21 protein-coding genes and 1 pseudogene are annotated in these 23756 nt (G+C 61.6%); 7 read left to right on the forward strand and 15 right to left on the reverse strand.

The features are described 5' to 3' along the window. Window positions 1–20: 20 nt before the first annotated feature. Window positions 21–1157: an IS4 family transposase gene (locus DPR14_RS09215; RefSeq protein WP_425501038.1), complete on the reverse strand. Its 1137-nt coding sequence runs from the start codon at window positions 1155–1157 to the stop codon at window positions 21–23. A gap of 28 nt (window positions 1158–1185) precedes the next feature. Between DPR14_RS09215 and DPR14_RS09220 the strand changes: the two genes are divergently transcribed. From DPR14_RS09220 to DPR14_RS27280, 3 genes are all read left to right on the forward strand, one after another. Continuing rightward, window positions 1186–1827 (forward strand): restriction endonuclease, encoded by a 642-nt coding sequence (locus DPR14_RS09220; RefSeq protein ID WP_158044871.1) that lies wholly within the window; start codon window positions 1186–1188, stop codon window positions 1825–1827. A gap of 1021 nt (window positions 1828–2848) precedes the next feature. Next, complete coding sequence (locus DPR14_RS09225) at window positions 2849–4165, forward strand: DUF6745 domain-containing protein (RefSeq protein WP_158044872.1); 1317 nt, start codon at window positions 2849–2851, stop codon at window positions 4163–4165. Between the two features lie 232 nt (window positions 4166–4397). After that, complete coding sequence (locus tag DPR14_RS27280) at window positions 4398–4538, forward strand: hypothetical protein (protein WP_192499367.1); 141 nt, start codon at window positions 4398–4400, stop codon at window positions 4536–4538. A 416-nt stretch (window positions 4539–4954) separates the two neighbouring features. On the opposite strand, the gene DPR14_RS09230 is transcribed toward DPR14_RS27280, so the two are convergent. From DPR14_RS09230 to DPR14_RS09255, 6 genes are all read right to left on the reverse strand, one after another. Continuing rightward, window positions 4955–5536 carry a hypothetical protein gene (locus DPR14_RS09230; protein ID WP_158044873.1) on the reverse strand — a complete coding sequence of 194 codons (582 nt, stop codon included), beginning with the start codon at window positions 5534–5536 and terminating at the stop codon, window positions 4955–4957. Between the two features lie 201 nt (window positions 5537–5737). Next, entirely contained in the window at window positions 5738–7057 is a 1320-nt protein-coding gene (locus DPR14_RS09235) for a tyrosine-type recombinase/integrase (protein ID WP_158044874.1), read from the reverse strand. A 507-nt stretch (window positions 7058–7564) separates the two neighbouring features. Beyond that, window positions 7565–7795, reverse strand: a complete 231-nt coding sequence (locus tag DPR14_RS09240; protein ID WP_158044875.1) for a helix-turn-helix domain-containing protein — start codon at window positions 7793–7795, stop codon at window positions 7565–7567. A 256-nt stretch (window positions 7796–8051) separates the two neighbouring features. Continuing rightward, on the reverse strand, window positions 8052–8213 hold the full coding sequence (locus DPR14_RS09245; RefSeq protein ID WP_158044876.1) for a helix-turn-helix domain-containing protein: 162 nt from the start codon (window positions 8211–8213) through the stop codon (window positions 8052–8054). Window positions 8214–8614: 401 nt separating this feature from the next. Then, window positions 8615–9544, reverse strand: coding sequence for a protein rep (locus DPR14_RS09250; RefSeq protein ID WP_158044877.1), 930 nt, complete (start codon window positions 9542–9544; stop codon window positions 8615–8617). Between the two features lie 1336 nt (window positions 9545–10880). Then, window positions 10881–11216, reverse strand: coding sequence for a hypothetical protein (locus DPR14_RS09255; protein WP_158044878.1), 336 nt, complete (start codon window positions 11214–11216; stop codon window positions 10881–10883). A gap of 610 nt (window positions 11217–11826) precedes the next feature. Here DPR14_RS09255 and DPR14_RS09260 point away from each other — a divergent pair. Further along, the gene (locus tag DPR14_RS09260; RefSeq protein ID WP_158044879.1) at window positions 11827–12681 is read left to right on the forward strand and encodes an oxidoreductase; all 855 of its coding nucleotides are present in this window, start codon (window positions 11827–11829) and stop codon (window positions 12679–12681) included. 123 nt (window positions 12682–12804) lie between these two features. Continuing rightward, window positions 12805–13827, forward strand: coding sequence for a competence protein CoiA (locus DPR14_RS09265; RefSeq protein ID WP_192499368.1), 1023 nt, complete (start codon window positions 12805–12807; stop codon window positions 13825–13827). 2 nt (window positions 13828–13829) lie between these two features. Here the strand turns inward: DPR14_RS09265 and DPR14_RS27285 are convergent, their stop codons facing one another. The 5 genes from DPR14_RS27285 to ligD all read right to left on the reverse strand — a co-directional run bounded on the left by DPR14_RS27285 (window position 13830) and on the right by ligD (window position 17586). Further along, complete coding sequence (locus tag DPR14_RS27285) at window positions 13830–14003, reverse strand: hypothetical protein (RefSeq protein ID WP_192499369.1); 174 nt, start codon at window positions 14001–14003, stop codon at window positions 13830–13832. A 678-nt stretch (window positions 14004–14681) separates the two neighbouring features. Beyond that, window positions 14682–15023: a calcium-binding protein gene (locus DPR14_RS09270; protein ID WP_158044881.1), complete on the reverse strand. Its 342-nt coding sequence runs from the start codon at window positions 15021–15023 to the stop codon at window positions 14682–14684. A 114-nt stretch (window positions 15024–15137) separates the two neighbouring features. Continuing rightward, the gene (gene maoP / locus DPR14_RS27290) at window positions 15138–15425 is read right to left on the reverse strand and encodes a DUF413 domain-containing protein (RefSeq protein WP_192499370.1); all 288 of its coding nucleotides are present in this window, start codon (window positions 15423–15425) and stop codon (window positions 15138–15140) included. A gap of 464 nt (window positions 15426–15889) precedes the next feature. Next, on the reverse strand, window positions 15890–16246 hold the full coding sequence (locus DPR14_RS09280) for a type II toxin-antitoxin system PemK/MazF family toxin (protein WP_158044883.1): 357 nt from the start codon (window positions 16244–16246) through the stop codon (window positions 15890–15892). 482 nt (window positions 16247–16728) lie between these two features. Beyond that, entirely contained in the window at window positions 16729–17586 is an 858-nt protein-coding gene (gene ligD / locus DPR14_RS09285) for a non-homologous end-joining DNA ligase (RefSeq protein WP_158044884.1), read from the reverse strand. A gap of 104 nt (window positions 17587–17690) precedes the next feature. Between ligD and DPR14_RS09290 the strand changes: the two genes are divergently transcribed. Continuing rightward, window positions 17691–18272, forward strand: a complete 582-nt coding sequence (locus tag DPR14_RS09290) for a Uma2 family endonuclease (RefSeq protein ID WP_211103953.1) — start codon at window positions 17691–17693, stop codon at window positions 18270–18272. A gap of 381 nt (window positions 18273–18653) precedes the next feature. Further along, window positions 18654–18996, forward strand: a pseudogene (locus tag DPR14_RS09295) (DDE-type integrase/transposase/recombinase); the annotation flags it as partial. A gap of 154 nt (window positions 18997–19150) precedes the next feature. Here DPR14_RS09295 and DPR14_RS09300 read toward each other — a convergent pair. Genes DPR14_RS09300 through DPR14_RS09310 form a run of 3 tightly spaced genes read right to left on the reverse strand, consistent with a single transcriptional unit; the run spans window position 19151 to window position 23648 of the window. Next, the gene (locus DPR14_RS09300; protein WP_158044885.1) at window positions 19151–21076 is read right to left on the reverse strand and encodes a DUF7017 domain-containing protein; all 1926 of its coding nucleotides are present in this window, start codon (window positions 21074–21076) and stop codon (window positions 19151–19153) included. Continuing rightward, window positions 21076–21909 carry an ATP-binding domain-containing protein gene (locus tag DPR14_RS09305; protein WP_192499371.1) on the reverse strand — a complete coding sequence of 278 codons (834 nt, stop codon included), beginning with the start codon at window positions 21907–21909 and terminating at the stop codon, window positions 21076–21078. The genes DPR14_RS09300 and DPR14_RS09305 overlap by 1 nt, the downstream gene beginning before the upstream one ends. After that, window positions 21891–23648, reverse strand: a complete 1758-nt coding sequence (locus DPR14_RS09310) for an ATP-dependent DNA helicase (RefSeq protein ID WP_192499372.1) — start codon at window positions 23646–23648, stop codon at window positions 21891–21893. Before DPR14_RS09310 ends, DPR14_RS09305 begins: the two co-directional genes overlap by 19 nt. Between the last annotated feature and the right edge of the window lie 108 nt (window positions 23649–23756).

Here is a 23756-nt window from a genome sequence, read left to right on the forward strand (position 1 = left end):
ACCTCAAGGATCCCCTCATTTTACACGATAGCGAAAGTTTCGGTGACCACACGTGACTGCTCCAGGAGATCGGCGTATCGTTCGGCGAGGGCGCGCAGCCTGTGTTCAGGCATGTTGGGGATGAGGTCGTAGAGCATACAGCCCTGGCGGAACAGGGAGTGAGTGCGGGTTTTGACGGTGTTGGACTTGAGATGGCGGTCCATGCCGAGGCTTTCGCCGGCGGCACCGAGCAGGGTGAGCAGAACGACAGCGAACGCATTGAGCAGCAATAGCCTATCGCGCCGTTGCGGGTCGGCAATGTGGACCGCCGAGAGGCCCATGCCGAAGCGCAAGTCTTTGGTATCTCTGAAATTGGGCTCCACTCGCCACCGCTTCGAGTACAGCGCGATGATCTGCGGCGCGGTCGCGCCAGCGTCGCTGGCGGCCAGGCACCAGGGCTCCTTCATGGCCTTGGCGTGGGTGCACACGACGGCGCCAACCGGGCACTGCGCCTCGGTAACCACGGCATCGCGCAGCTTGCGCGCCCGGCCGCCTTGGCCGACCCACTCGGTCGCCGAACGGATCGTTCCGTCGGCAGCCCTGACCCTGGTGTTGCCTTTCAGCCGGATGACGTAGTCGAAGCCCAGGTCGGCGAGAAAACCGAACAGCTTGGTGTCGGCGAAGCCGCGGTCGGCCAGGAGGGTGACTTTGACGTCGTCGGGCAGCACCTCGGCCAGCCGGCGCACGGCGGCGTCTTCGTAGGCGTTGCGCGCGTCGCTCAGTTCGTCCTTGTGAACGCTGAGCCAGATCAGCGGCGTCGTCCGGCCATGGCGGGTCACCAGCTTGAGCGCCAGGGTGGCCTGCCCGTCGGCGTCAAAGTCGGTCCAGTCCATCGCCACCACGATGTCGGTGCGCGGGCCGACCATTTCCGGAACCCAGCTGGCAAAAACATCCCAAGCCTCGATCCCAGGGTTGCTCAGCAGCCGGTCAACCTGCTTGACGGCATGCTTGGGCAGAAGGCCGCGTGCCTGAGCCAAAGACTTGCCGATCACGGCGACGCCCAGAGAGGCACCCGTCATTACCCCAAGGGTGGCGTTGGCAAGAGAGGCGATCCGCTTGGTATGAGTATCTTCATCAAGAACACTGTCGAGGAAGCTCCGAACATCCTTCACCTGCATTAAGCCGCGCTTCGATCCGTCGATCATCTTGCTCTACATAGCTGCCTCTGTTGAGCAATACTGCGATATCACGCAGGTGAATGCACTGCCTGAAAATGAGGGGATCCTTGAGGGCTTCGAGACGTTCGAAAAAAAGCTCGACACCTTGCTGGACAGCAAGCGCCGTCTCGCCGGAGACATGTTGAACGGATATGACGACATCGGAGCCGGGGATTGGGAAGGACTGTCTGCCCCCGGCGGCACCGCCGTTCCCGTCGCCACCCGGATCGCAGTGGAACATCTGACTAGCATGGAGGCGACCACTTTCGAAGCCCTCTGCGCCCGCCTGTGGTCGCTCGAGGGCTACACTGTCTACCGCACCCCGGCGAGCGGCGACGGCGGTGTGGATGTCGTGGCCTTCCGAGGCGAGATTGGGGTTCTGATTCAATGCAAGACGACATCGGATGTCGGTCGCGCGCTGGGCTGGGAGGCCGTGCGCGACGTTGTCGCCGGTGCCGCAGCCTATCGCGCCAAACACCCGACGGTGCATTTCCAGCTTATTGCCGCAACCAACCAGACCTTCAACACCGACGCACGCGAGCAGGGGGCCATCAACAATGTCAAATTGATCGACCGAAGCCATTTCACCGAGCGGCTTTTGACGCATACGGTTGCGATGACCGACCTATGATGCGTTGATCTTGGCTCATATCGGGCTTTAGGTTGATGAGTTTAGCGGATTGCGGCCAGTGTGGCGGGGCGCCGTTTCGAGTGTGATGAAGGTGGTGGTGAATAGGTGATCAGGGAGATACTCCTCCCGCCGACATGAAAGTTGGATCACTTTCGACCTGATCCACCTATCCGGCGGTTCTCGACATCGCTTGTCGGATAGTGTGCGGTGCTCGTTCTGCGACAGAGGCCACGCTGTCCGGAACGGCTGGGGCAATGCCTGTCACAGGTGCCAGCGCTAGCTGTGCAAGTGCTGCAAGGCGTGCTTCGACCATCACTTTCCGAAATCCGATCCAGCACCGCATAAAGGCCTGTTGTGGTCTCCGATGCCACTGGGCACGGCGTGGGCATTTCGGAAGATCCGAACTAATTCGTTGGGCACCGGACCGGTTTACGTGCCGTCTCCAGGCGCCAACGCGTTGGCGCGCGCATGAAAACATTTCGGCCGCGGCATCTGTATTAGTGCTGCTGGAATGCGCGCCTCTGGTTCGCAGGCATGGCACATTCTGGGAGTCGGACCCAATCATGGCAGGGAGGTTTGGTGTGGCTCAGTACAGGCAGGGTGACATCCTCCTCGAGGAAACTGACGACTTGCCGGCTGGGCTGGCGGGCCTGCCAGCGGCTTCAATCACCGAGTCGCCGATCGCGCTCGCGAGTGGAGCAAGGCATTCCCATACGTTGATGCCTGGCCCGCACCTTCTGGCGCTTTGCTTGCCGGAGAACCGGAGCGGCATGCCCGACTACCTGGTGATTGGACCGGCTGGCGCCCGGCTGCTTCATGATGAGCATGCACCGATCGACCTACCGCCCGGCCGGTACCGGGTGATCAGGCAGCGGGAGTATGACCCCATTGCTGCCGGGACGAGACTCGTTTGTGATTGAGGCTTCGGATGTCCTTCCTGACTGACGGAGGCCGGTCGTCCGCAACTGGTATCGAGGCTGCGGTCCGCCGCCTTTACAGGTCCCTGCACTTGTCCGAGCCAATGGTGGTCGAAGCGCGCAATGCCCTTGAGTTCGCCCGGGTCTGTGCCGCCTTGGCTCCCCGAACCGGCAGCCGGCGCGATCTCAACATTCTGGGCGTATGTCTTTTGGTGCCCACACTGCTGATCTACGGCGCGCTCCTGCTGGCCGTCTTCCACGTCATCGGTTCGAGTGACCACGATCAGAATGCCCTGGATCTCGCCTCCCTTTTCTTCGGTGCTGCCGTCCCCTACTGGGCCATGGTCATCCGGACACCGGTCGGTCGGGAGAATCATGAAGCGCGTCTGCCTATATTGCTGTGCATTGGCCTGGTTGCGGTGGTTCACATGGTCGGCACTGGGGTAGCCTGGGCAGCGCTGCCGGATCAGCCGATTCAGGCAGCTCTGGTCGGCGTGGTGATTGGCTTGATCGTTGTGCTGACAATGCTCGTGGGCAGACTGTTGTGGCCAGCGTGGTGGCGCAACGAGCTCGGGCGAAGCCTCGGGACAAGACTCCCCCTATGGGGCGCCCGGCCGATCAGGGAGATCGTGGAGCAGCGATTGCGGTCGGCAATCGATGATGTCCGGCAATCCATGCCTGTCCAGATCGGATGGACCGAATTCCTCCAGTCCCGTCGCGAGGATGCCGGCGGCGTCATCCAGCATGAGGGGCGTCGGATCGACATCCAGTGGCATGAACTCTCGCCAGTCCTTGGGCGGACCAGTATACTGCCGCCGGCGCAGGCCATTGCCGGATTCGCGATCACCGAAATGGACGAGGCAGCCTTGCCGGAGGTCGTGAAGGCCGCAGTCGCCGTGGACCGACTGGCGGACGCGATCAGCGTCTTCGATGGAGTGGCAGTTGTGCTGTCTGCCGGCGCGCCGATTGCCTTCCCGATCGTCACGGCACTGCCGGACCCGGCATCGAGGACCGTTCGCTACTCGGCCGTTTTCGACTGGCTGGGGTACCGCGGCCCCCTGTCACTGCTGATCGAAATCCTGCCGATCCGTGCCGCCGAAGTCCTGCTCGCCCGCTATATCCGCCGCGTGCCGGATGCAGGAAGGCGCACGGCGGCGATTCAGGCCATGGGCACGCAACGCTTCATGACCGCCGTGCGGGCAAGGCCCGTGCAGGGGGATCGTTTCGGCCGGCTGTACCTGGTCGGACGGCCGGAAGATCCGAGCGCCTTCGTCGAGGTGATGGACGCGACGGTTTCGCAGGACGGCATCCGGCAGCGCTATTGGTGCGCCGTGCCTCCCCACATGGCTACGGCTCACGAGGCGGTTGCATGGACGTTCGCCCGGACACTTGGCACATACGAACCTTCCGTCGAGACCTGACCCGCCCTTGGACACCGAAACTGATGTTTGTCCTGTGGACCACGCCAACAAGCGAGCAACTGAGCGAAGTTCCTGAGGCTGGTCACGGAACCAGCTTGCGGTTCGCTGGTCTGGTCCGGCTTCGGATACAGGTCATGGGCGACAAGCCTCCCCGGGTATGGGGCGTGTTTCAGTTTGAAATTCAAAGCGCGAAACCTATGTGGTTCTGCATTCCATCCGTATGAGGCTGCACATGGCCAAGAAGCAGTTCACCAGCAAAGTTCCGGCCCCTATCGGCCACGTGCTGTATAAGAGGCTGACCCCACGCGAGAGCCGTATTCTGGCTGCCTTCGGCCGGGACAAGAAGACGGACCAGACGCCCTCGAAGAAGTAAATCGCGGTCGGCCCGGGTGGAGAGGGGCAGTGCGCGAGAAGCCTCATGCCCTGCAGATCCCAAACCGGGACGCGACCCGGGTGCGGTAGATCGCTACGCGCTGTCGGATCGGCGGAAGCGGGTCGGGCGCGGCCGTTGTAATGCTGTTCTTGACCCACCCGTCGAGCAGTCAGCGGATGTTGGCTGATCGGTATGGGACGGCGTTTCGAGAAGCATTCTGGATTCCGGCTATCCCGACCCGACTTGCGTCGCCTCCTGGGCAGGATTGAAGTTAATTGCACGCGCAGTGTTTTGCCGCCTGGCAACATCAGCGTGGGTGCTGCGGATGGCCGGCTTGTTCGATCTCCCGTTTCCGCAGCGATAAGGCGGCGGTTGGGGTTCTCGTCGGATGCATCTCGTGGTCCGTGCAATTAACTTCATTGGTCGGCCACGGGACTGTTGTGCCGTGAAGTTAATTTCACGCAGGCGTCACCGTGCTGCGGTTTCGGTCCTGCGGTCCCTGAACCCACGACATCGACATGCTCGACCGGGAGCGCTGGATCGGTACCCTCCGCATGCCGGGCCCGCACTACGAGCTCATCGATCAATTGAGTGGAAATTCCATACAGGGCCGCGACATCGTCCACGGTCGCCTCGCCCCGCAGAACCACGTCGCTCATGAAGCATATGTCGCCTACGTAGAGCCTGCTCCCGCCAGAGCGGTTCAGCACGGCCGCGTCCTTGCTGCCGCAGACGATCAGGTGAAGGGGATTGACGCAGTTCCGGTTGGTGCAGAGATTGATGACTTGACTGCGCTTTCCGATCTGCGCTCCGCCGAGCATAAGTGCAACCCGCTGCGCGCGAACGGTTCTGTGATCAAACCAGAAAACCGGGTCGTCCTTGGCGTTGGTCGCCCCGAGCCACTCCTGACACGGCGTCGCCATGCCCGGCGCGAGGTAGTCGCTTTCCCTGACCTTCGCCTGGAAGCGGACCTGGGCCGATTTCCTTGGCCGTGCCATCTGATGCCCCTCGAGTCTGGCTGCTAACTGGTGGCGGAACAACGGTGTTTTCGAAAGGAACCAGTCACTTGGCGTGCCATTGGGAACTCTCGGTCCACCCGGATGACACTTTGTGGGCCGTGGCGACCGGCGCAGACCCATGCCTGGCGGAACCGGGAAATGGAACCGGCATACGGACGGAAGCAGATGCAATGTCCCTGCTCATTCGGTATCCCGCCCGATGTCCTCATCCACAGGATCCCCTGGCCTCCCGCCTGCGCCGGGATCCCGCTCCGATTGATGGCCGGTCACCCGCAGGACGATGTCCTCGAGGTCCTGCCCGGAATTGCGCGTCCGCTGCGTGTCCCGCCACAGGTGGGTGTAGGTGCGCAGGGTCATCGCCGGATCCGAATGCCCCAGTCGGTACTGGACCTCGGAGACCGAATAGCCGAGGTGAATGAGGCCCGAGGCGTAGAAATGCCGGAACGCGTGGAAGGCGTACTTGTGAGTCCCGTCCGCGCCGGTCACTCCCGCCCTGATCTGCATGGGGTGGAGAAAGCGCCGGTAAAGGTTCTGCACCTGATAGGGCCTGCCGGCGGCGTTCGGAAACACCAGCCCGGACGTTCGGCGTCCGCCCGCGATGTGCCATTCCTTCAGGATGCGCACCAGTTCGTGGCCGATCTCGATGTCGCGTATCCCGCTCGTACCGGTTTTGGTGTCACCTATCGTGCCCCACTCGTCGGCACGCTGCTCGACTCTGATCACCCCCTTCTTCAGGCTCACGCAACGCCAGTCCAGCCCCCGCAGTTCCGAGATACGCATGCCGGTGAACGCGGCCATGCACAGCATCGGGTAGAACGCCGGGTAATGCTCGCTCGTGACCGCCAGCATGCTCTGCATTTCCATGGGGGTCGGGATCTCCACCCGCCCGCAGAAGGGATCACCGTTCACGGCGCCGACCCTGCGCCGCTTGGCCCGCGTCCGGCGAAGCGTTGTCGCCACGTTCTGGGCAACCTTGCCGCGCTCCATGGCGATGTTGATCACCGTCTTCAGGTAGGAAAGCACCTTCCGGGCCAGCGTGTCCGACCCCTTTGCCAGCCGCTCCTCCCCCGTCGGTTCGCCGCGCCTGAAGACCGGCACCGGGAACCCACCCTTGCGCAGCATGTCGCGGAACTCGACGACATCCGATTGCGTGAGCTGGGACAGCTTCCTGTCGCCGAGCAGCGGCTTCAGGTAAAGCCGGGCGTGCTCCTGGTACTGCTTCATGGTCGAGCGCTCGACCTCGCCCTGGCACAGCGCCAGCCACAGGTCACATGCATCGGCGATCGTGATGCTGTCCCGGTCGGGGGTATGCGTTCCCTTTTTCAGGTCGACCCTGGCACCGGCAAGCCACTCGACGGCCTCCTTCTTGTTGCGGAATATTGACTTGGTGACACGGTTTCCTCGAGCGTCAAGATATTCCACACACCAAATATAGGAACCGTCTTTTCGGCGGACCGATTTTCCATCCTTCTTGCGCTGATATATGGCGTTGGTGCTCATTGGAATCCGCAAAATATAATTTTAACAAATTGAATGATAATGAAATTAGATTAAGAAATCAATAAACCACAATAATGATAATCGATTCCTAGTTCGTTTTAAGTAAGTGAAAATTACTTTGATAGACATTATGTAGCCAGAAATTATTGCGGTCAGTCTTCCGGAGTGCGATCATGTTCTGGTCGTTCAGCCAATGTTGGGGGCTCCCGTCTTTCTTTGGCAGTCCGACCTCATCTCGTCGTCTGATAAGCCCATGGTTTCGGCGGAGATCGAACACCTGTTCTCCATCGGCAGCTAGGTTAGTCCGTGAGCCGCAACTAGGATTCTTGCCGGTATGACAATTATCGCAGCACCGACATACGTTTTCGTGGCCGGCTGGTGATGTGGAGTGGCAGTGCTGTGCCTTCTCAGGCCGTTGACCGATTACCCCCCTGAAGATTTCAAGTCCTCGGATGGTGCAACCCCGGCACAGTCCAGGACATGCCAGGGGATCGGGCATTCGTGCAATTAACTTCGCAATCCAGAGTCCGCGCTCTGGTTGTCGATCCAGGCAAACAGGTCGGTTCGCCGGCAGAACAGGCGGCCCCGGATGACGAGCGCAGGAAAGCTGGGCATCTTCGCCAAGCGGTAGGCGGAGGCGCGGCTGGTTGGAATACCTGCCCGGGTCAACGCGTCGGCGACCTGAGGCAGCGTAAGGTACATGGCGTCGGAAGCCAACGGCGGAGCGGGTGCTGCCATGAATAACCTCCAGATTAGATAACAGGTGGAAACCAAATGACCTAGCAAGGGTCAAATATTCAGCCACCATGCGCCAACATATCTCAATCATCATCAAGAACCTCCTACGCTAAGTTGGAGCGGGAGCCATAAATACCTTGGTGCCCTTTAGCTTCTCAGAACATATCTATTCGGAAATCGAGGTGCAACGGCGTCTCAGTCGAGACGGTCCCAGATCAGTACCAGTTGCCTGTGAAGTTAATTTCACAAATCCTGGTCAGGTGGTCTCCGACATTGCGATGAAAGCATCCAGGTCCGCAGCGGAAACGAAAATGCTGCCGAGGACCCAGTGGTGCGGCAGGCGGCTATCCTTGATCATGCGCCGCACGGTTTTCAGCAACACAGCCAGGAACCCGGCCACCTGATCGTCGGTCAGCAAATGGCGGTATCTGGACGCCAGCTGCTGGGGACGGGTTTCTGGCTCATGGAATCCCCAAGACGACGTTGGTGGAATAAAGTTCAAGGGCCGTGCCGGCCAGCGTTGAAAGTGAATCCGCGGTTGCCGGCCCTCAATGCCACAGTATCCGCTGACTCATCGATCCTTCGAGAACCGACCATCCTTGGGCAGATCGGCGGGCTGGTTTCCGGGGCATCGCCTTCCCAGCGTGCAATTAACTTCACGCGCTTCCAAGTTGACCCGGTTCCGCTCTGCCGCGCCTGTTGGGCGGATCAGGCCTGTGACGCCGACCTTTTCCAGGGGATGTCGGCCGGGTGCTCCCGCAAAGGGGCTGGCACCTTGGCCGACGCTCCCGGATACGTCGTACTGTGCGGACGCCCTTGTCAGGCACTGGTGGCGAGGGACGGGAGCATGAACCAGGGAGGGACAACACCGGGGGCATCCGGAATGTACTGGTCGAGGAGAGTGTTCCAGACTTCAAGCTGACCGGTCTTGATCACCTTGCCTGAGCTAGGCTTGCCGGAGATGCCGCGCAACAAGCCAGTCGTCTCGATGAGCCGAACACCCTTCACCCCATCAAGGTAGGCAACCACCATCTGGTCGTCGTACAGGACTTGGTTCTGGCCCATGGAAAGTTCCGGCTTGGTCATGTACCCGATCCAACCCACGATCTTTTTCGGGTCCGCTGTCTCGACCGTCACGTTCCGAATGCTCTTCGCGGCCACGGCCTGTGTCCAGTCCGACGCCCAGTTCAACTCCGCGTCGTCCAGCAGTACAAGGGCATGGATGTGCGGATTGAACTGCATGGGTTCGCTCTTGTCCTCGCGCTGCCCGAAGCCGGTTTCAAGGGAATAGAGCGCGCCCTTCACGGATCGTTGGTATGGCCGGCGGCGCAACAGCTTGGCAAAGCTCTTTTTGAGAAAGGGAAGGGTGGACGGGAGCGCCTCGGCCGTGACCTTGCCGAAGGTCAGGGTCAGCGCGACCCATCTCAATCCCTGCTCCGACCAGGCCGAGTCGGTGACAAAATTCCAGAGCTGCGCGACTTTCCTGGCTTGCCGCCGATGCATACATAGCGCGCAGGCCCGGGAGCGGCAGTACCTAACCTGGTACCGGTCGTAGCAGCTGCCATCCGGCCGCTCGACCGTTTCGAGCCTGCGCTTCTCGGCGCAACTCTTCAGGCGGTCGGCTTCCCTGTCGAGGTCGGCTCGACCGTGGGAACCTCCGATGCGGAGACAATCCTCAATGGCCGCAGTCTGACGACGATGATCGTCAAAGGACGGCCGCTTGAAGCTTTTAATGATTTTCGTTGTCATGATGGATTACGCCTGCGGATCACTGAAGACAGGAAGCTGCCACGCAGTCGGGCCCGCTGCGCGATCCGTCTGCGTCCATAACTACGGGTCGGCCGATACCATCGGAAAGGCTTCGGGAACCCGTAACAATGGAAGGTAGGTGGCAGAGGAGTTTGACTCCGGGGAAAGGTGAGGGGACGGGGCTGAGCGATGCTCGACGGCGGCATACCGGTCGAACCCCATTGGTCCGGATTGAACCGAGCCGAGCGATGCTCGGCGGAGATGAAGTGTGCAGGTTTATGTCTATTATGTATCAAGATTGTGTACCGGCGTTGATTGGTTTCCAAGTCGAAGGGGCAGGAGGTCTGTTCGATTGGGCAGTGGAGAGTCGGCACATCGGCCAGGAGTCGTGTAATGGGCTCCGGCGTTGATGCGGATCGGCCAAGCAGGCGAGCTAGTAACGCGAGGAAGCAGTTGAGCCAAAGGGGTGCTGTTGCCGAACGCCGTTGCGCTCCCAACTGTTGGATGCTCATAGACATGGCAATGCCAAGTTGATGTTGTTCGGTTTGGTCAGTCGTATGGTTCCTCATTCCAGCATTCTCCTTGAATGAAACTAGCGCGACAGAACAACCCTAAGTGCCCGATTTTGCATCCCGGTACAACGGCGTGAAACAGGCTGGGACCTCTTTGGACCACCTTCGGGGCGCACTGGCTGGTGAAGTTAATTGCACGCCCGAGCCCGACGCGGCGACCGATCTCGAGTCCTGCTGGGGAGCTGTGGAAAGAACGGCCACCGACATGATAGTCCGGCGACAAGATCCCTATCCCAGGATGGATCCGACCTTCGCGCCCGCAAGTTCCCGGATCGATTGTATGTTGGCCGCCATTGGGGCGGCGGTTCCGAAACGACGGGAGATGGTTCATGAATACTCCAGAATCGGGCAGGGATATCTTCTGCTGGAGCAGGTCGCAGCACTGTCCACCGGGGTTGTGTACGCGGTCTCGAATGCCCGTTCGGCGGTGGCCGTCGCTGAAAGGATCTGACAGCCGCCACTAAGTGCTGCTTGTTGGGTGGTCGCTGGCCCTGGGAAAGCCGCTTGCGTTCGGCTATCCCAGGCTCGGCGCGCCCATGTCCTTCCCAAAATCGAGATCCGCCTGGATGATAGCGGGCCTTAGTGCAAGCCGACCAACCGCGGCGATGTTCCGGGCCGGCAGCGCGACGGAATGCTCAGACAAACCTCATACTTCGATCAAGATTTCTGCATCGGCAACACAAGGCGCAGTGTAGGAAACAACTATATCCGTCAAGGGATCTTGATCTTGCGAAGCAATCTTGAGCCGAAGGTTCTGAAAATTGTTAGGCTTTCTCGACCCAATATTTCAAATCCGAAGGTATGCTCACCGTCAGTTTGGCCTCGTGCTTGCTGAAATTGTTGGGATCCGATATCCAGGCCCAGACACCAGGAGCGATTTCCTCGGCAAAAGCCGTGTCCATCCCGGCAAAGGTCCGGAAGTGGGTTTTCCGGTCGCAGGATCGGGTGAACCAAACGTACAGCCGCTCGTTGTGGATCTCGATAGACTGCACCCGGGCCCAATGCTTGTACCCACCCTTAAGTCGGCGAATCTGCAGGGTATCGCCCGTGCCGAGGGTCACCTTTATGGAGACGGGCTTATGATTGCTCAAGATGGTCACCACTGTTTCCTCCCTGTGGGCCAGACGACACGAGCACGGAAAACTGATGCACGGAAGCTGGCGGATAAAGTTCTTCCGGTAGTAAATATCCACAAAATTAATTTTAATTCAGTTTCTTTAATTACTAAAGCATTTTCAGCCAAATGAAATAGTAAAAAAATAGAAGCGCCATCTTGAATAGTAAGTTAAAATATTACTGATGCGCAAACAATTATCCCAGAAAGATCAAGAATATTCTATTTATTGCTTAACATGATTGGAAAACTTTTTGGCATGAGGCAAGCACGTACTTGAATTACCTTCGCCCTCATAAAATCGCCGAATTTAGGGGTAGCGAAAATTCAAAATTCTGCAACTTCGCTCTCGAAAATCGACTAACTTATTGATATGTTTTAGAAATAATTGAACCCGGTGCCGCATCTTTCCCGCGGCTTCCCTCCCGAAAGGCAAAACGTGATTGTCGGACGACCGATGTGCCCAGCCTTGGTGCGGAGGCGGAAGCAACCCTCCGGCCTGGCTGCCTGTTGGATCTTGCGGCACCGCCAGCGGGGAGACCATGGAGCGTTCCCTGAGCGTGCTGCCAAACCGTCCGGCAACAAGGAATACACCCATGACGTCCGACAGCTCCCCGGTCTGGTTCATCACAGGTTGCTCCACAGGCTTCGGCCGTGAGCTCGCCAAGCTCGTGCTCGACCGCGGCTGGCGGGCGGTGGTGACGGCCCGCGACGCTGGCCGGGTGCAAGATCTGGCGCAGGGCCGCGGGGATCGTGCCCTGGCAGTGTCGCTGGACGTGACCGACGCCGGCCAGGTCGCGGCGTCGGTCAAGGCGGCGGAGGAGCGCTTCGGCGCCGTCGACGTGCTGGTCAACAACGCCGGCTACGGCTACCAGTCCTCAGTCGAGGAAGGGGACGACGCCGAGATCCGTGCGATGTTCGAGGCTAACGTGTTCGGGCTCGCCGCCATGGTCCGCGCCGTGCTGCCGGGCATGCGGGCGCGCCGGCGCGGGCACATTGTCAACGTCTCCTCGGTCGCCGGGTTCGTCGGCTTCCCAGGCTCCGGCTACTACGCAGCGACCAAGCACGCCGTCGAGGGGCTTTCGGACTCCCTGGCCCGGGAGGTCGAGCCGCTCGGAATCCGGGTCCTGTGCGTCGAGCCGGGGCCGTTCCGCACCGACTGGGCCGGACGTTCCCTGAGGCAGACGCCGAGCCGGATCGCGGACTACGCTGAGACCGCCGCCGCCCGCATGCAAGCCACATCCGGCATCAGCGGCAGGCAGCCCGGCGACCCAGCGCGCGCCGCAGCCGCCATCGTTACGGCGGTGGAGTCCCCAGACCCGCCGCGCCACCTCGTCCTCGGCGCCTTCGGCGTGGAGGCGGTGCGCGGCAAGCTTGCCGGCGTGATCGAGGAGATCGATGCCTGGAGGGAGACCAGCCTGGGCGCCGACTTCCCTGAGAGCGAGCGTTGAACCGGCCCTGCGCCGGACCTTGCCGACCCCGTTTCGCCGGGACGTGCCGGAATACTTGGCCTGCCCATTGCCATGCCATTGCTTGCCCATGCAGTTGACGGGGCTGTCTACCAAGCCTGGGCGATGTCGCCCGCCGCCTGGGAGGACCTGAAGGCCGACTACCGGGAGCGGGGCCTGACCGCCCCTTGCTGCGGGGCACCGGTCGTTCCCGTCCGTTCGCCGACCGGCTGGCAGTTCTTCCGCCACAGGCCGAACACCGGTTGCGACCTCCGCGAGAGCGTCGCTCACATCGTCTGCAAGTCGATCATGGCACGCGCGGCCGCCCGCCTGGGCCTGGAGGTCACCACCGAGGCCCGCGCGGACGACGGCACCTGGGTGGCCGACGTACTCGTGCGGCATCCGAACTGGACGGTGGCCCTGGAGGCCCAGCTTTCCCGCATCCCACTGGCCGCCATCGAAGAGCGCCAGGAGCGCTACCGGGAAGCCGGCATTCGGGGTGCCTGGCTGGTCGGGTACGACATCGCCCGACTGGAGGCCCGGCGGGACCTCCCGCTCTTCCGTCTGGAGGTGAAGCGGACCGGGCGCCTCGAACCGGCGGTGATCGGCCCCGCGACGGATGGCACGCCAGCACGGACCTACCTGGGGCCGTTCGCTGAGGCACTGCTGACCGGGCGGGTCCGGTTCGAGGGGCCGCCGCCCCAGGCAAGCATGCCTTCGGTGGCGACGGTGCCGTCGGTGTGCTGGAAGTGCCGCCGCGACATCGACTTGGCCGTGGCGCTGGTCAACGTCCCGGCGCATGCCATGTTCGCTCCACACGGTGTCCTGCCGGCGCGCGACCTCGGCAAGCTGCCGGGGATCCTGGCGGCTTACCGGGACGCCATTCCAGCGCTGCACGGAGCGTGCGGGTCGCTCACGCCGCTGCGGCGTCCGCCGCCCGCCCGCCTCGCCCTCGGCATGCGTGCGCATTGCCCCTGGTGTGACGCACCCATCTCGCTGCAGGGGCTTCCCGAAACGTCGCTGAGGCCCGGCCGATGGCTACGCTGCTGGACGCTCGCCGGTGAGGCCTGGACGCCGCCCGAGCCGCGGGCATCACGCTGGACTTGGAGCGGATCGGCGGACTGGGGCGGACATCGCCGCGCAATCTAACCCTATTCCAGGCGTTTCGGCTTGCCCGGCAGTATCGGGATCAGCTCGCTGACCGTGGGATTGATATGCACGCTGCGCTGGATCACCGTGTACAGCGCTACGGCGACCATAAAGCCCAGCAGGGAATGGATGATCTCGTCTCCCTCTATGCACTTGGCGCCGCCGACAAGAGTCATGGGCAGGAATGGGCAGGACGCCTTTCAGCGAGGACCGGCCGCTGACCCGTAGCCCCATGCCAGGCATGTCGACGCAGTCCCGATAGCAGTTACCGTCGTTACCGCGCAGCCTTGAACGGGCTGGCCCAGCCAGGGGCTAAACAGATCAGGGCCTCGTTAATGGCGACAGCACGGCTCCGGTTTCGGCTCCCCGATTCCTTGTGCAATCAACTTCACGGCCGATTTCGGTAAGTGCAGCGGCTTGTGAAATTAATTGCATGGCAGGGATTGCCGGCATGGAGCATGGACTTCGTGATCTTTGCCGCTGGCCAGCAAATGCGGTCGAGTACCGCACGTTAGGCGCTGGCCTCAACCTGGTTTCTACGTCGTACACTGGGGCCGTCTGCGGTGAGCTTAACGGATGGTTGAAGGAAATTGTGGTAGCGGTTCATCTTCGGAGTTTAGTCGTGCTGTGCAATCGCCGTCGTGATCTTCCCCGGGGTCCATCTGTTGGATACTCCCAGACTCACAACGGCGTTCGAAATTGCGGAGCGAATCCGCCCCGGGAGCTACGATCTGGCGCTGCTGGCGCCCGGCGGGGGCAAGTGGAGAGCCCGTCACGGCTCAGGGGGTCGGCTGCTTCCGCGATCGCCAGCTGTCGACTGCTGGATTTGCTCATACCTCGTCCTCGTCAGGCGACTACTGGTGGCGCGCCCAGAGCCGGTAGGCGGCAATCCATTCCGCGCCCTCTGGAGGCGGTACCGGCAAGGGCAGATCACTCAGGGAGATGTGCTGTCGCTCGCCGGCGCGCTCACAAACGGCGGCAATGCCGAGGCCATCGTTCTCCTGTTCGACAGCGAGCACGGTGACGTCCATGCCAAGGATCGTGGTCCTAAAGGGTAGGTTCAGTCCCTCCTCGATTTTCGTGAACATCCCCACAGCCTGCTCGTGTTCGTTGTAGCAGTCGATAATTGCCTCCTCGATCAATTTCTCAAGGTATTCGCGGTCATAACTGCCCTTGCCGGACTGCCGCTTTGTCATTTCCTATCCTCCGCATACCGCCTTCGGGCCAGGCCACATTCGGGAAAGAGATGGCCGGGCACGCCGGCAGGCGCTCCACACCGCAAAGCGGCTGAAGTCTGGATATCGCATGGATCAGCCACGATGGTGAGCATCTACGCGGCCCGTTATTGCTAGGCTGCTCGAGGGCTCGCCCGAGCCTATCTGCCGCTTGATGGCTCGGACATCCCGTTCCCGGATAATCCGCCGCCATCGCACCCACAGGCGCTCGTGCTCCGTCACTGGCGGCAGGCGCCCCGCGGCAACCTCCAGGAAATGCCGCTGAGCGTCGGTTTCGGGCAACCGCCGGCCCTCGACCAGATCGAGATAAAATCGCCGGTATCGGTGCAGCAGGTCCTGTTCGCGTCGGGTCAGGGATGGCATGCCATCAAGCTCCACAAGACGACCATAAGCCCAAACGTAGCGTAACGCTGTCCCGAGCACGAGCCCGACACTTGGCCCGGCATCCGTTCGCGCGGGAACTTGCCCTTTATATCCCGCGCCGCTCGCCACCGGGATCGATGGCCGCTTGTCGCCAAAAGCGGACATCCGGTGCCGATGAGCGACCTGTCTGGAGTCCTCCGTTTAGCGGACAAGGTCCTGATCAGCCGTTCCTAACCCATAGACGAAGCTCAACGGATGGCCATCAGCAACCGCTTCGCGCCCTATCAGGTCATTCCGAAACCGGATCCGCGTTCATCTTGCCTGCGGCTGACTGCCCTGCTTCTGCTATAAGGGGGTAGAAGATACAAAGCGAGACAGGCCAGGCGATGAAACTTCCAACAAGGACGAAACAGCGGTCTTATGTAGCAACAGCCACCAAGGCGGGGTTGGTTGCGGCACATTCCCTAGCCGCCGTCAATGCCGATCGACAAGGCGATTCGCCGCCGGATCTCGGCCAGTTGAGCGTCGGTGATCCTGGATGTGGTTGTCTGTATCCGCTGCTTTGACGTTGCGGTGACATGGTGGGCGATGGCCCAGGAAGCCTTGGGGCACCCATTCTCCGGCGTCGGGGCGATGGGTACGGACAGGGACGGCATAGCCAGTTTTGGATCGTCGGTAAGCGGCACGAGGATGGCATTCGGATAAGCTGGGTCGAACAGGTCGCTGTCCTCCACCACAATGGCAGGCCGTCTCTTGTTCGCCTCCTTGGGAAGCGCATCCCGCCAGTCCACGATCACGATGTCGCCCGCCGTCACGTTCATTGCCTTCCGCCCTCAGCTGTCGGCGTGCCCCAGTCAGCATAGAAAGCCTGCGCCTCGGGCGATGAGGCCACATACTCCGCCACGCTCCGGCTTTCCGCCCGGATCCTTTCCTTGCGTATCTTCCTGGCCTCTCTTTCAGCCATCTCGCGGAGATAGGTGGATAGGCCGATGCCCCGCTCCCTGGCGGCGGCCTCAAGCACCTCCTGGGCGTCATCGTCCAGGCGCACAGATACAGGAGAGCCCATCTTTAACCTCCAAAATGCCTTCGCTGGCAGCATCCAGGAATGTATGACGGTTTGGTGCTACGGACAAGTAATCTCGCGTGTCTCGTAGCTTCACGAGATCGACGCGCAGTCGTGGTGGCGGTTGCTATATAAGACCGCATTATCCGGCGGTGTGCTCCATGGAATTTTGCATTCTTGCGCCTATTCCATGAGATGCTTTGTGGCTCCCAAACAGGGACCTGCCACCGAGTGTCCGTATCATCCCGGCAGCCTTTGCCGCACCTCGAAGAAGCCCTTCCACGGATCGCCGGCCGGTAAGTCGGCCATGCCGTAGCGGGGCGCAGCGGCGGCGTCGCCCAGCGTCTCCCAGGCCAGTGGCATCGCCACCGGCGCGCCGGGCCGCGCGCGGGTCGAGTAGGCGGCTACCGCAGTGGCGCCGCGACTGTTGCGCAGGTGGTCCTGGAAAATACGGCCACTCCTTGCCTCCTTCAGCGGGTTGGTCGTGTAGCGCTCGGGACGGGCCGCCGCAAGCCGCGCCGCCACGTCGCGCGCGAACGCCTTGACCGTTTCCCAATCGGCGTGCGGCTCGATCGGGACCATCACGTGCAGGCCCTTGCCGCCGGTCGCCTTGACGAAGCCGCGCAGGCCCAGATCCTTCAAGGCCGCATGGATTGCCCTTGCACCCTCCACCACATGCGCCCACGGCACGCCCTCGTTCGGGTCAAGGTCGAAGACGATGCGGTCCGGCCGCTCTAGGTCGTCGGTGGTGGCTCCCCACGGGTGCAACTCCAGCACGCACGCTTGGACCAGCGCCGCCAAGCCGCTCATGTCGTCCACCGCCAGCCATTCGTCGTCGCCGTCGCGCACCCTGCGAACCGCCTTGTGCAGCCCGGCCGACGAGTGTTTCTGGACAAAGCAGGCGCCGTCGTTGCCGGACGGGCAGCGCACCAGCGTCAGCGGTCGGTTAGCCACATGCGACAGAATGCGGTCGGCGATGTCGGCATAGTACTCCGCCAAGGCGCACTTGGAGACGCCCTGGTCCGGCCAGAGCACCCGGTCGGGATGGGTGAGCGTGATCCCGGCGATCTCGACGGTTGCGGCGGTGGCTTTGGGCATGGCGCGTCTCCTGCTGTTACAGTGGAAACGCCGCACCGCGACGATCGGTGCTGAATCGGCATCAATATCGGAGGGCTCAGGGCGAAGGCCGTCGGTGTACTATCATGCAGCATCTCAATATGGGAGCGGTGATGGAAAACCCGCGGCGGCAGAGGATGGGGCGGGACGAGTTCCGGCAATGGGCGGAACAGCAGGAGGGTGTGCGCTACGAGCGCGTGGACGGTGAGCCGGTCGCCATGGCGCCCGAGCGCGCCATCCATGCTCGCATCAAGGCCCGCGTCTGGCAGGCCCTCGACCGCACTCTCCGGGACCATGGCGGCGACTGCGAGGCTTTGCCCGACGGCATGACGGTCGAGATCGACGCGGACACCGACTACGAGCCCGACGTCGTCGTCAACTGTGGCCCGCCGATCCCGGACGATGCGGTTGCCGCCACCAATCCCGTAATCGTCGTTGAGGTGCTTTCCCCCGGCACCAGGGGCATCGATACCGGAGCCAAGCTCGACGGCTACTTCCGTGTCCCCGGCATCGTCCACTACCTCATCGTGCTGACGGCCAGGCGTGGCGTGATCCACCACCGGCGTGCCCACGACGGCGGCATCGACACCCGCATCCTCTCGAGCGGAAAGATCGAACTGGATCCGCCCGGCATCGCCATAGACATCGACGAGATCTACGGACGCTGAAGCGGGCTGAGCCTCCAGTCCGGCGGATCGGCAACCATGGGCTGAGGCCGTCGCGGCCGTCGGCTGGGTCTCACTCGGATCTGCCTGTGAAGTTAATTGCACGGTCGCTCCAGCGCGCCGTGTTTTTCGCTGCAAGACCTGACAGAGCCCCAGGGGCACGGAACCGGCCAGGATATCGGGGAACAGCCGGCCGAGACGGGTCCGGAGAGCCCTGGGATGCGCGCGCCGAGCCTACCGCTCGCCCTTCATATCCCCGCCAACCCCTTGCCAGCGCGGGTGAATCCGCGCCCGGCAACGGCCCCGATTTTCTGGAAATCGTTCTGGAAACCCACAGAGACGCTCTGGTAACCCATTGTTCTCAAGATCGCTGACCAGACCCATTATCTCTGGCGCGCTGTGGATCAACACGGTGTCGTGCTCAATGTGCTCGTCCAGAGCCGGCGCAACAGGAAGGCGGTCAAGCGGCTGCTGCGCAAGCTGCTCAAGCGACAATACCGGACTCCTCGCGTGATGATCACGGATAAGCTGAAATCTTACGGGGCGGCGAAGCAGGAGATCATGCCCGGCGTCTAGCACCGGCAGCACAAGGGGCTCAACAACCGGGCGGAGAACTCCCACCAGCCAACCCGACCGCGAGAACGACAGATGAAGCGGTTCAAGTCGGCCCGACACGCCCAGCGCTTCCTTTCCACTCTCGACCAGATCAACAACCTCTTCTTCCTGCCCTGCCACCGTATGACTGCAACCGACTACCGTGCCGATCGGGACCGCGCCTTCCAGGCGTGGCACGCCGTCTGCGGCATCATGCTCGCCGCATAGCCCGCACCAGTCCCGTTCGCCGTCAAGCTCGTCCAGCTTTCAAACTCCCGCCCAACAAGTTAACGATGCCGGTTCACCTCACTGATCAAGATCGCTTTCCACCCCCAGTTCCTCTTCCTCTTATCAAAGCTCTGGACAGCGACTCCAGTCACGACATCCTCGTCATTGATATCACTGGCTCTCACGAGATCAGGCGGAATGAAGATGTTGTCGTCAGTGAAGCCCAGGCCATTCCTTACTTTGACCATACTCCGAAAGGACCGGCAGACCTGAGCGCCAGGCGTTTTGTCCGTCGCATTCGCCGTTAGGGCGCGCATGCCTCCTCCCTTGCGAGACTGAAACGTGGCCAGCCTGAGGGAGACGAATGCGCCGACAGCGGCTATCCCCTTGTAGTGGGCGAGAGGGAAGGTTCCCTGTGCTTCCCGGCCGGCCGTGAAGTGCATCAATCCCTTGCTGGGGTTGACCTGGTCGACGATTCCAACCGTTTCAGGGAAGATGTCAAAGGGCGCACCGTCCGGACGGTCGGAGACCGCATGGAGAATGAAGCGCCGCTCGCCCTCAGGGTCGTAGTCGGCCTTCACCCGGATGGGCTGGCCAATCCGCGGCGACTTCAGCTTCAGCCTGTTTTCCGGGATAGACACTTCGGCGGGAAGAAAGGGGGTCTTGAGATAAAGCTTCCGCCTCGGCTTCCCGTCCTGTCCTTCAACAGTGAATGTTTCTCCCACGCAGGCGTCGATCCAAGGGAGGTCAGAGAACAGGAGGTCGTCGGCTGCGGCCGCGAAGCGCGCATAGAAGCCGACCTTAGGGGGCGTGGCATCGATGGCTGCATACCAGTCCATGGCGGTCATGTCCTGCACGTCGACAGGCACACGATGGCCGGAGCGCTTCTTGTGCTCGAGGATCCGTTCGATCTCCCCCTTTGCCTCGGCCGCATGCCCGGCGTCCAGGAACTCGCGCGCGAGCTTCAGGCGAAGCGGACTCACGAAGTTGTCATCCTGCGAGCAGGTCAGAGACTTGCAGTAGCAGGCCAGGCGTGTCCCAGGATCGGCCTGAAGATCTCCGAGAAGCTCCCATGCCCAATACTCCTGGGATTTCGTCTTGGTGAAGGAGAGCGCAAGGTTCCGGGCCTCGTCCTGGCGTCCAAGCGCCCGGAAGAGCTTCACTTTGTTCAGCTCCAACCAGTGGTTGTCCGGGAAGCGCACCATCATGCGGTCGACGAAGAGCAGCATGTAGTCGAGATCGGCACGGTTGCCGTTTTCGGCGGCTTCCTTTGCGGCCTTCATGACCACCTTCTCGGCGAGCGCGGGGATGCTCTTCCCGTCCTTCGCGGCGAAACGCTCGAAGTCCTCCTGCCGGAGATGCTCGAGCCCCCAGAGACGGGCGAAGGGCAACATCTTGAGATGGTCGCTAGAGGCGAGGCGCGAAGCCATGTACAGCATGCAGCTGTGAAGCTGCGAGGGACGCTCGACCTCGAGTCCCATATAGGCGTTGAGATGGCGCCGAGCTTCGCCCACGACGGCCGGCGGCAACTCCCCCGGGAGATTCTTCTCCAAGAGGTCCTTTGTCGCTTTGTAGAGATCCCAGCCGTAATTCGTCCTGTTCTCGGGGCCAAGCAGCTTGCGGCGGGCAAGGTCGGCGTAAATCGTGATCGCGTCGCGAAGGCGCTCTGCCTTGCTGTGCTCCTGCGCCTGGGCAATTTCGTCTGCTCCCTCCTCGAGGAGCGAGAGCGCACGGCGACGCTCCTTGGTAAGGATCTCATCGTTCTCGGGCGGTTCCAGAGCGCGCAGCTGACGGGCATAATCCTCGGCTGCTTCACTGGAGCCCTTCCGGGCGTTCTCCTTGAGAAGGTCGATGAGGCACCAAGCATAGGCTCGAATATCCCAGGCATCTCGGTGGGGCGATGCCATGCGCTCCCGCGCCATCGCGTAGGCGGCATCGATCTGGCCGTCTCGGCGGAGCTTGAAGACCTCGCTCGACGAGCTCATCAGCCTTTCCTGACAGTCAGCAGGTTGATCACCTCAGACAGGAACGCACGCGGCGCCCGCGACGGGTTAACCGGCTGGCATTTACCAAAGGTGCCCCTTCCGTCGTAATAGATATCGACAACCACCGCGTCGGAGTCGCGGGCGAAGGTGTACCGCTGGCACCATTGCATCTCGGCCACGCCCACGATCCGGATCCCCCACTCCTTGGCCCGCGAAAGGAGCCGCGTGTGGAATGTGCGGAGGAACTCCTCGCTGGGGATATAGATCAATTCGTCCGAGGAGGACGCTGGATTGGCGGGTGGCAGGAAGCGGCCCGACAGGGTACCAAGGCGCTGATTCAGCTCGTCGCTCAGCGCGTTGGCCTGGACCGGTATGACCTTTCCGATCACTCCCCGGCCGTTGTAGTAAATGTTCACTCGGGCGGATTCACCGTCACGGTGGAAGAAAAATGCTTCCTGATACGGATTATGGGCAATGTCCTCGATTTCGATGTTGGTCCCTTCAAGGACGGCCTGCACCTGCCCTAGGAGGGCAATGGCGACAGGAGGCATATCCACCACCGTGGTAGGCCCCGGCTCCCGATGCGGGGGATTGACCATGTAAAGACGACCCTTCGCTCGTGTCATCGCTGTGTAGAGCCATCGGAAGTAGTCGGGTGAGAGTTCCTTTTGGCCGCGCGGGCAGACGACGAAGACGTGCTCCCATTCGCCGCCCTGGGCCTTGTGACAGGTGACTGCGTAGCCGAACTTGACCCGCAAGGCATTGAAATATGGGTCAGCCCGAAGAACCTCTTGGAAGCGTTTGCGGTCCTTCCTCAAATGCTCGTGCCGCATGCAGAAGTCGATATACAGGGCCTTCTGCTCGTCGGACCCGATGTTCGGATTGTTGTCGTAGAGCAGGTTCTCGAGGATCTTCGTCCGGATGAACTGCGCGCGTCCATCCGTGTCCCGGACACCCAGCAAGGCCCCCGGAAGGAAAGGGCCACCTCGACGGTCTCCACGGCCTTGGTGTCGGGGTTCTTTCGTCGGATGGATATGCGGCGGGTCTCCACCCGTTCGTCCACCTCCTTAGCCAAGATGAAGTCGCCATTCGCGATGGAGAGGCCACCGACGGTGATGTTCGCAACCACCATCAGCTTGTCGCCAGGAACGATCTCCGACTTTCCCGGAAAGAAATGCTCGCGAATTATGCGGTTGTAGCCAGCGGCTTCCGCGTTCGAGCGGGCCACGATGATGGCCTTGTCGTTGATCGCGCTGTCGCAGGACTCGAGGTAGCGGGAGAGGACCAAATCGACCTCGACCTTCTCAATGTCGGGCACGCTGAAGTCGAAGGTCAGCTCGCAGAACTTCCCGCTCCTCAGGCTGTTGCGAAGCGGCATGACGTTTCGAAGAACGCCGCTGTCCGCCCTCTGCCGGACGACGTCCTCGAGCTCGTAGCTGCGGCAGCTTACGCCGTAGGTCTTGCGGAGGTAGTCGACATCGAGCGCGGGAGAGAATGACATATCGATGGGGGGCAGCTGCGCCGCATCCCCGATCAGGATGATCTTTTTGTCGTGGTCGTTGTGATCCAGCCCTACGAAGTCGAAGAAATCCTTCAGAAGATACCCGGAACCCGAGCGGAAGAACTCGCCCTCCTGGTAGATGTCCGAGATGAGCGACGCCTCATCGACCATATAGACGGCGTTCGCCGCGTCGTCGTTGATCGCGATCTGGGCGTAGTTCTTGAAGGTTTCCGACCCTTTGAGGCCCTCGTCGGTGTATTCGATCAGTTCCTTGAAGTTATAGATCGTACGATGGATCGTTCCGGCTTGGTACCCGGTCTTCCCCTCGATCACTCGGGCGGCGCGTCCCGTGGGAGCACAGAGGCGGAACCTACGCCCTTGGGCCGAAAGGTAGTCTGCCAAACCTCTAATAATAAAAGTTTTTCCGGTACCCGCATGGCCCTTGAGCAGAAAGACCTTCGCCCGGGGGTCCGCGAAGAAACACTCGAGTTCCTCGACTGCTTCCTCTTGGCTCTTCGAGAGGGTCGCGCCGGCGAAGGCTTCCCTCAGGCGGATGGGGGTCCTGAGCTCCCTCGTGGTGGGATCGACAGCATCGAACGCCTTGTCGGAGGCCTCCCTCTCCTGCCGGCTGTTGTCCTGGAGCAGGCGCGCAGGTTTGGCGGCGGGGCCGGACGCCTCCTCTCTCCCACTGCCGGTCTCGGCGAGCGCCTCCTCGACGGTCTCGCGGGACGCGCCGGCGGGCTGCGCCCCAGGATCGGGGAGGCGAAACGGCCCCGAGGCATACAACTCTTCGGGTGCGATGAGGCGACAGAACCACTGGGCCAGAGCCCACGCATCCGCGAGAAGGCCTGCCGCCTGCGCCGCCGAGACCGTGCCGCCATGGGCCGCCTTGTTCCCAAGAAGCCTGAGAGTGTGAAGCTTCCCGAGAAGTCGCTCATTCAGAAGGCGGTTGTCTTCGAGGAATCGCAGGCGATCGATCTGCCGACCGTTCGTGAGTTCTGGTAAGCTTTTCAATTGGAAAAAAGCGGAGATAAGAAGCTCCCCAAAGCACCGAAGGCGAATGGCTGTCACATCCGCATCGACATGGAGTGCGAATTCGGCTTGAACGGCACGCTTATGCAATTCCGGCCAGCGGGTTTGTAGGAACCCAAAACTACTCGTCAAAGCCGAATATCCCCA

This window comes from Skermanella pratensis (assembly GCF_008843145.1).
Taxonomy (GTDB): domain Bacteria; phylum Pseudomonadota; class Alphaproteobacteria; order Azospirillales; family Azospirillaceae; genus Skermanella; species Skermanella pratensis.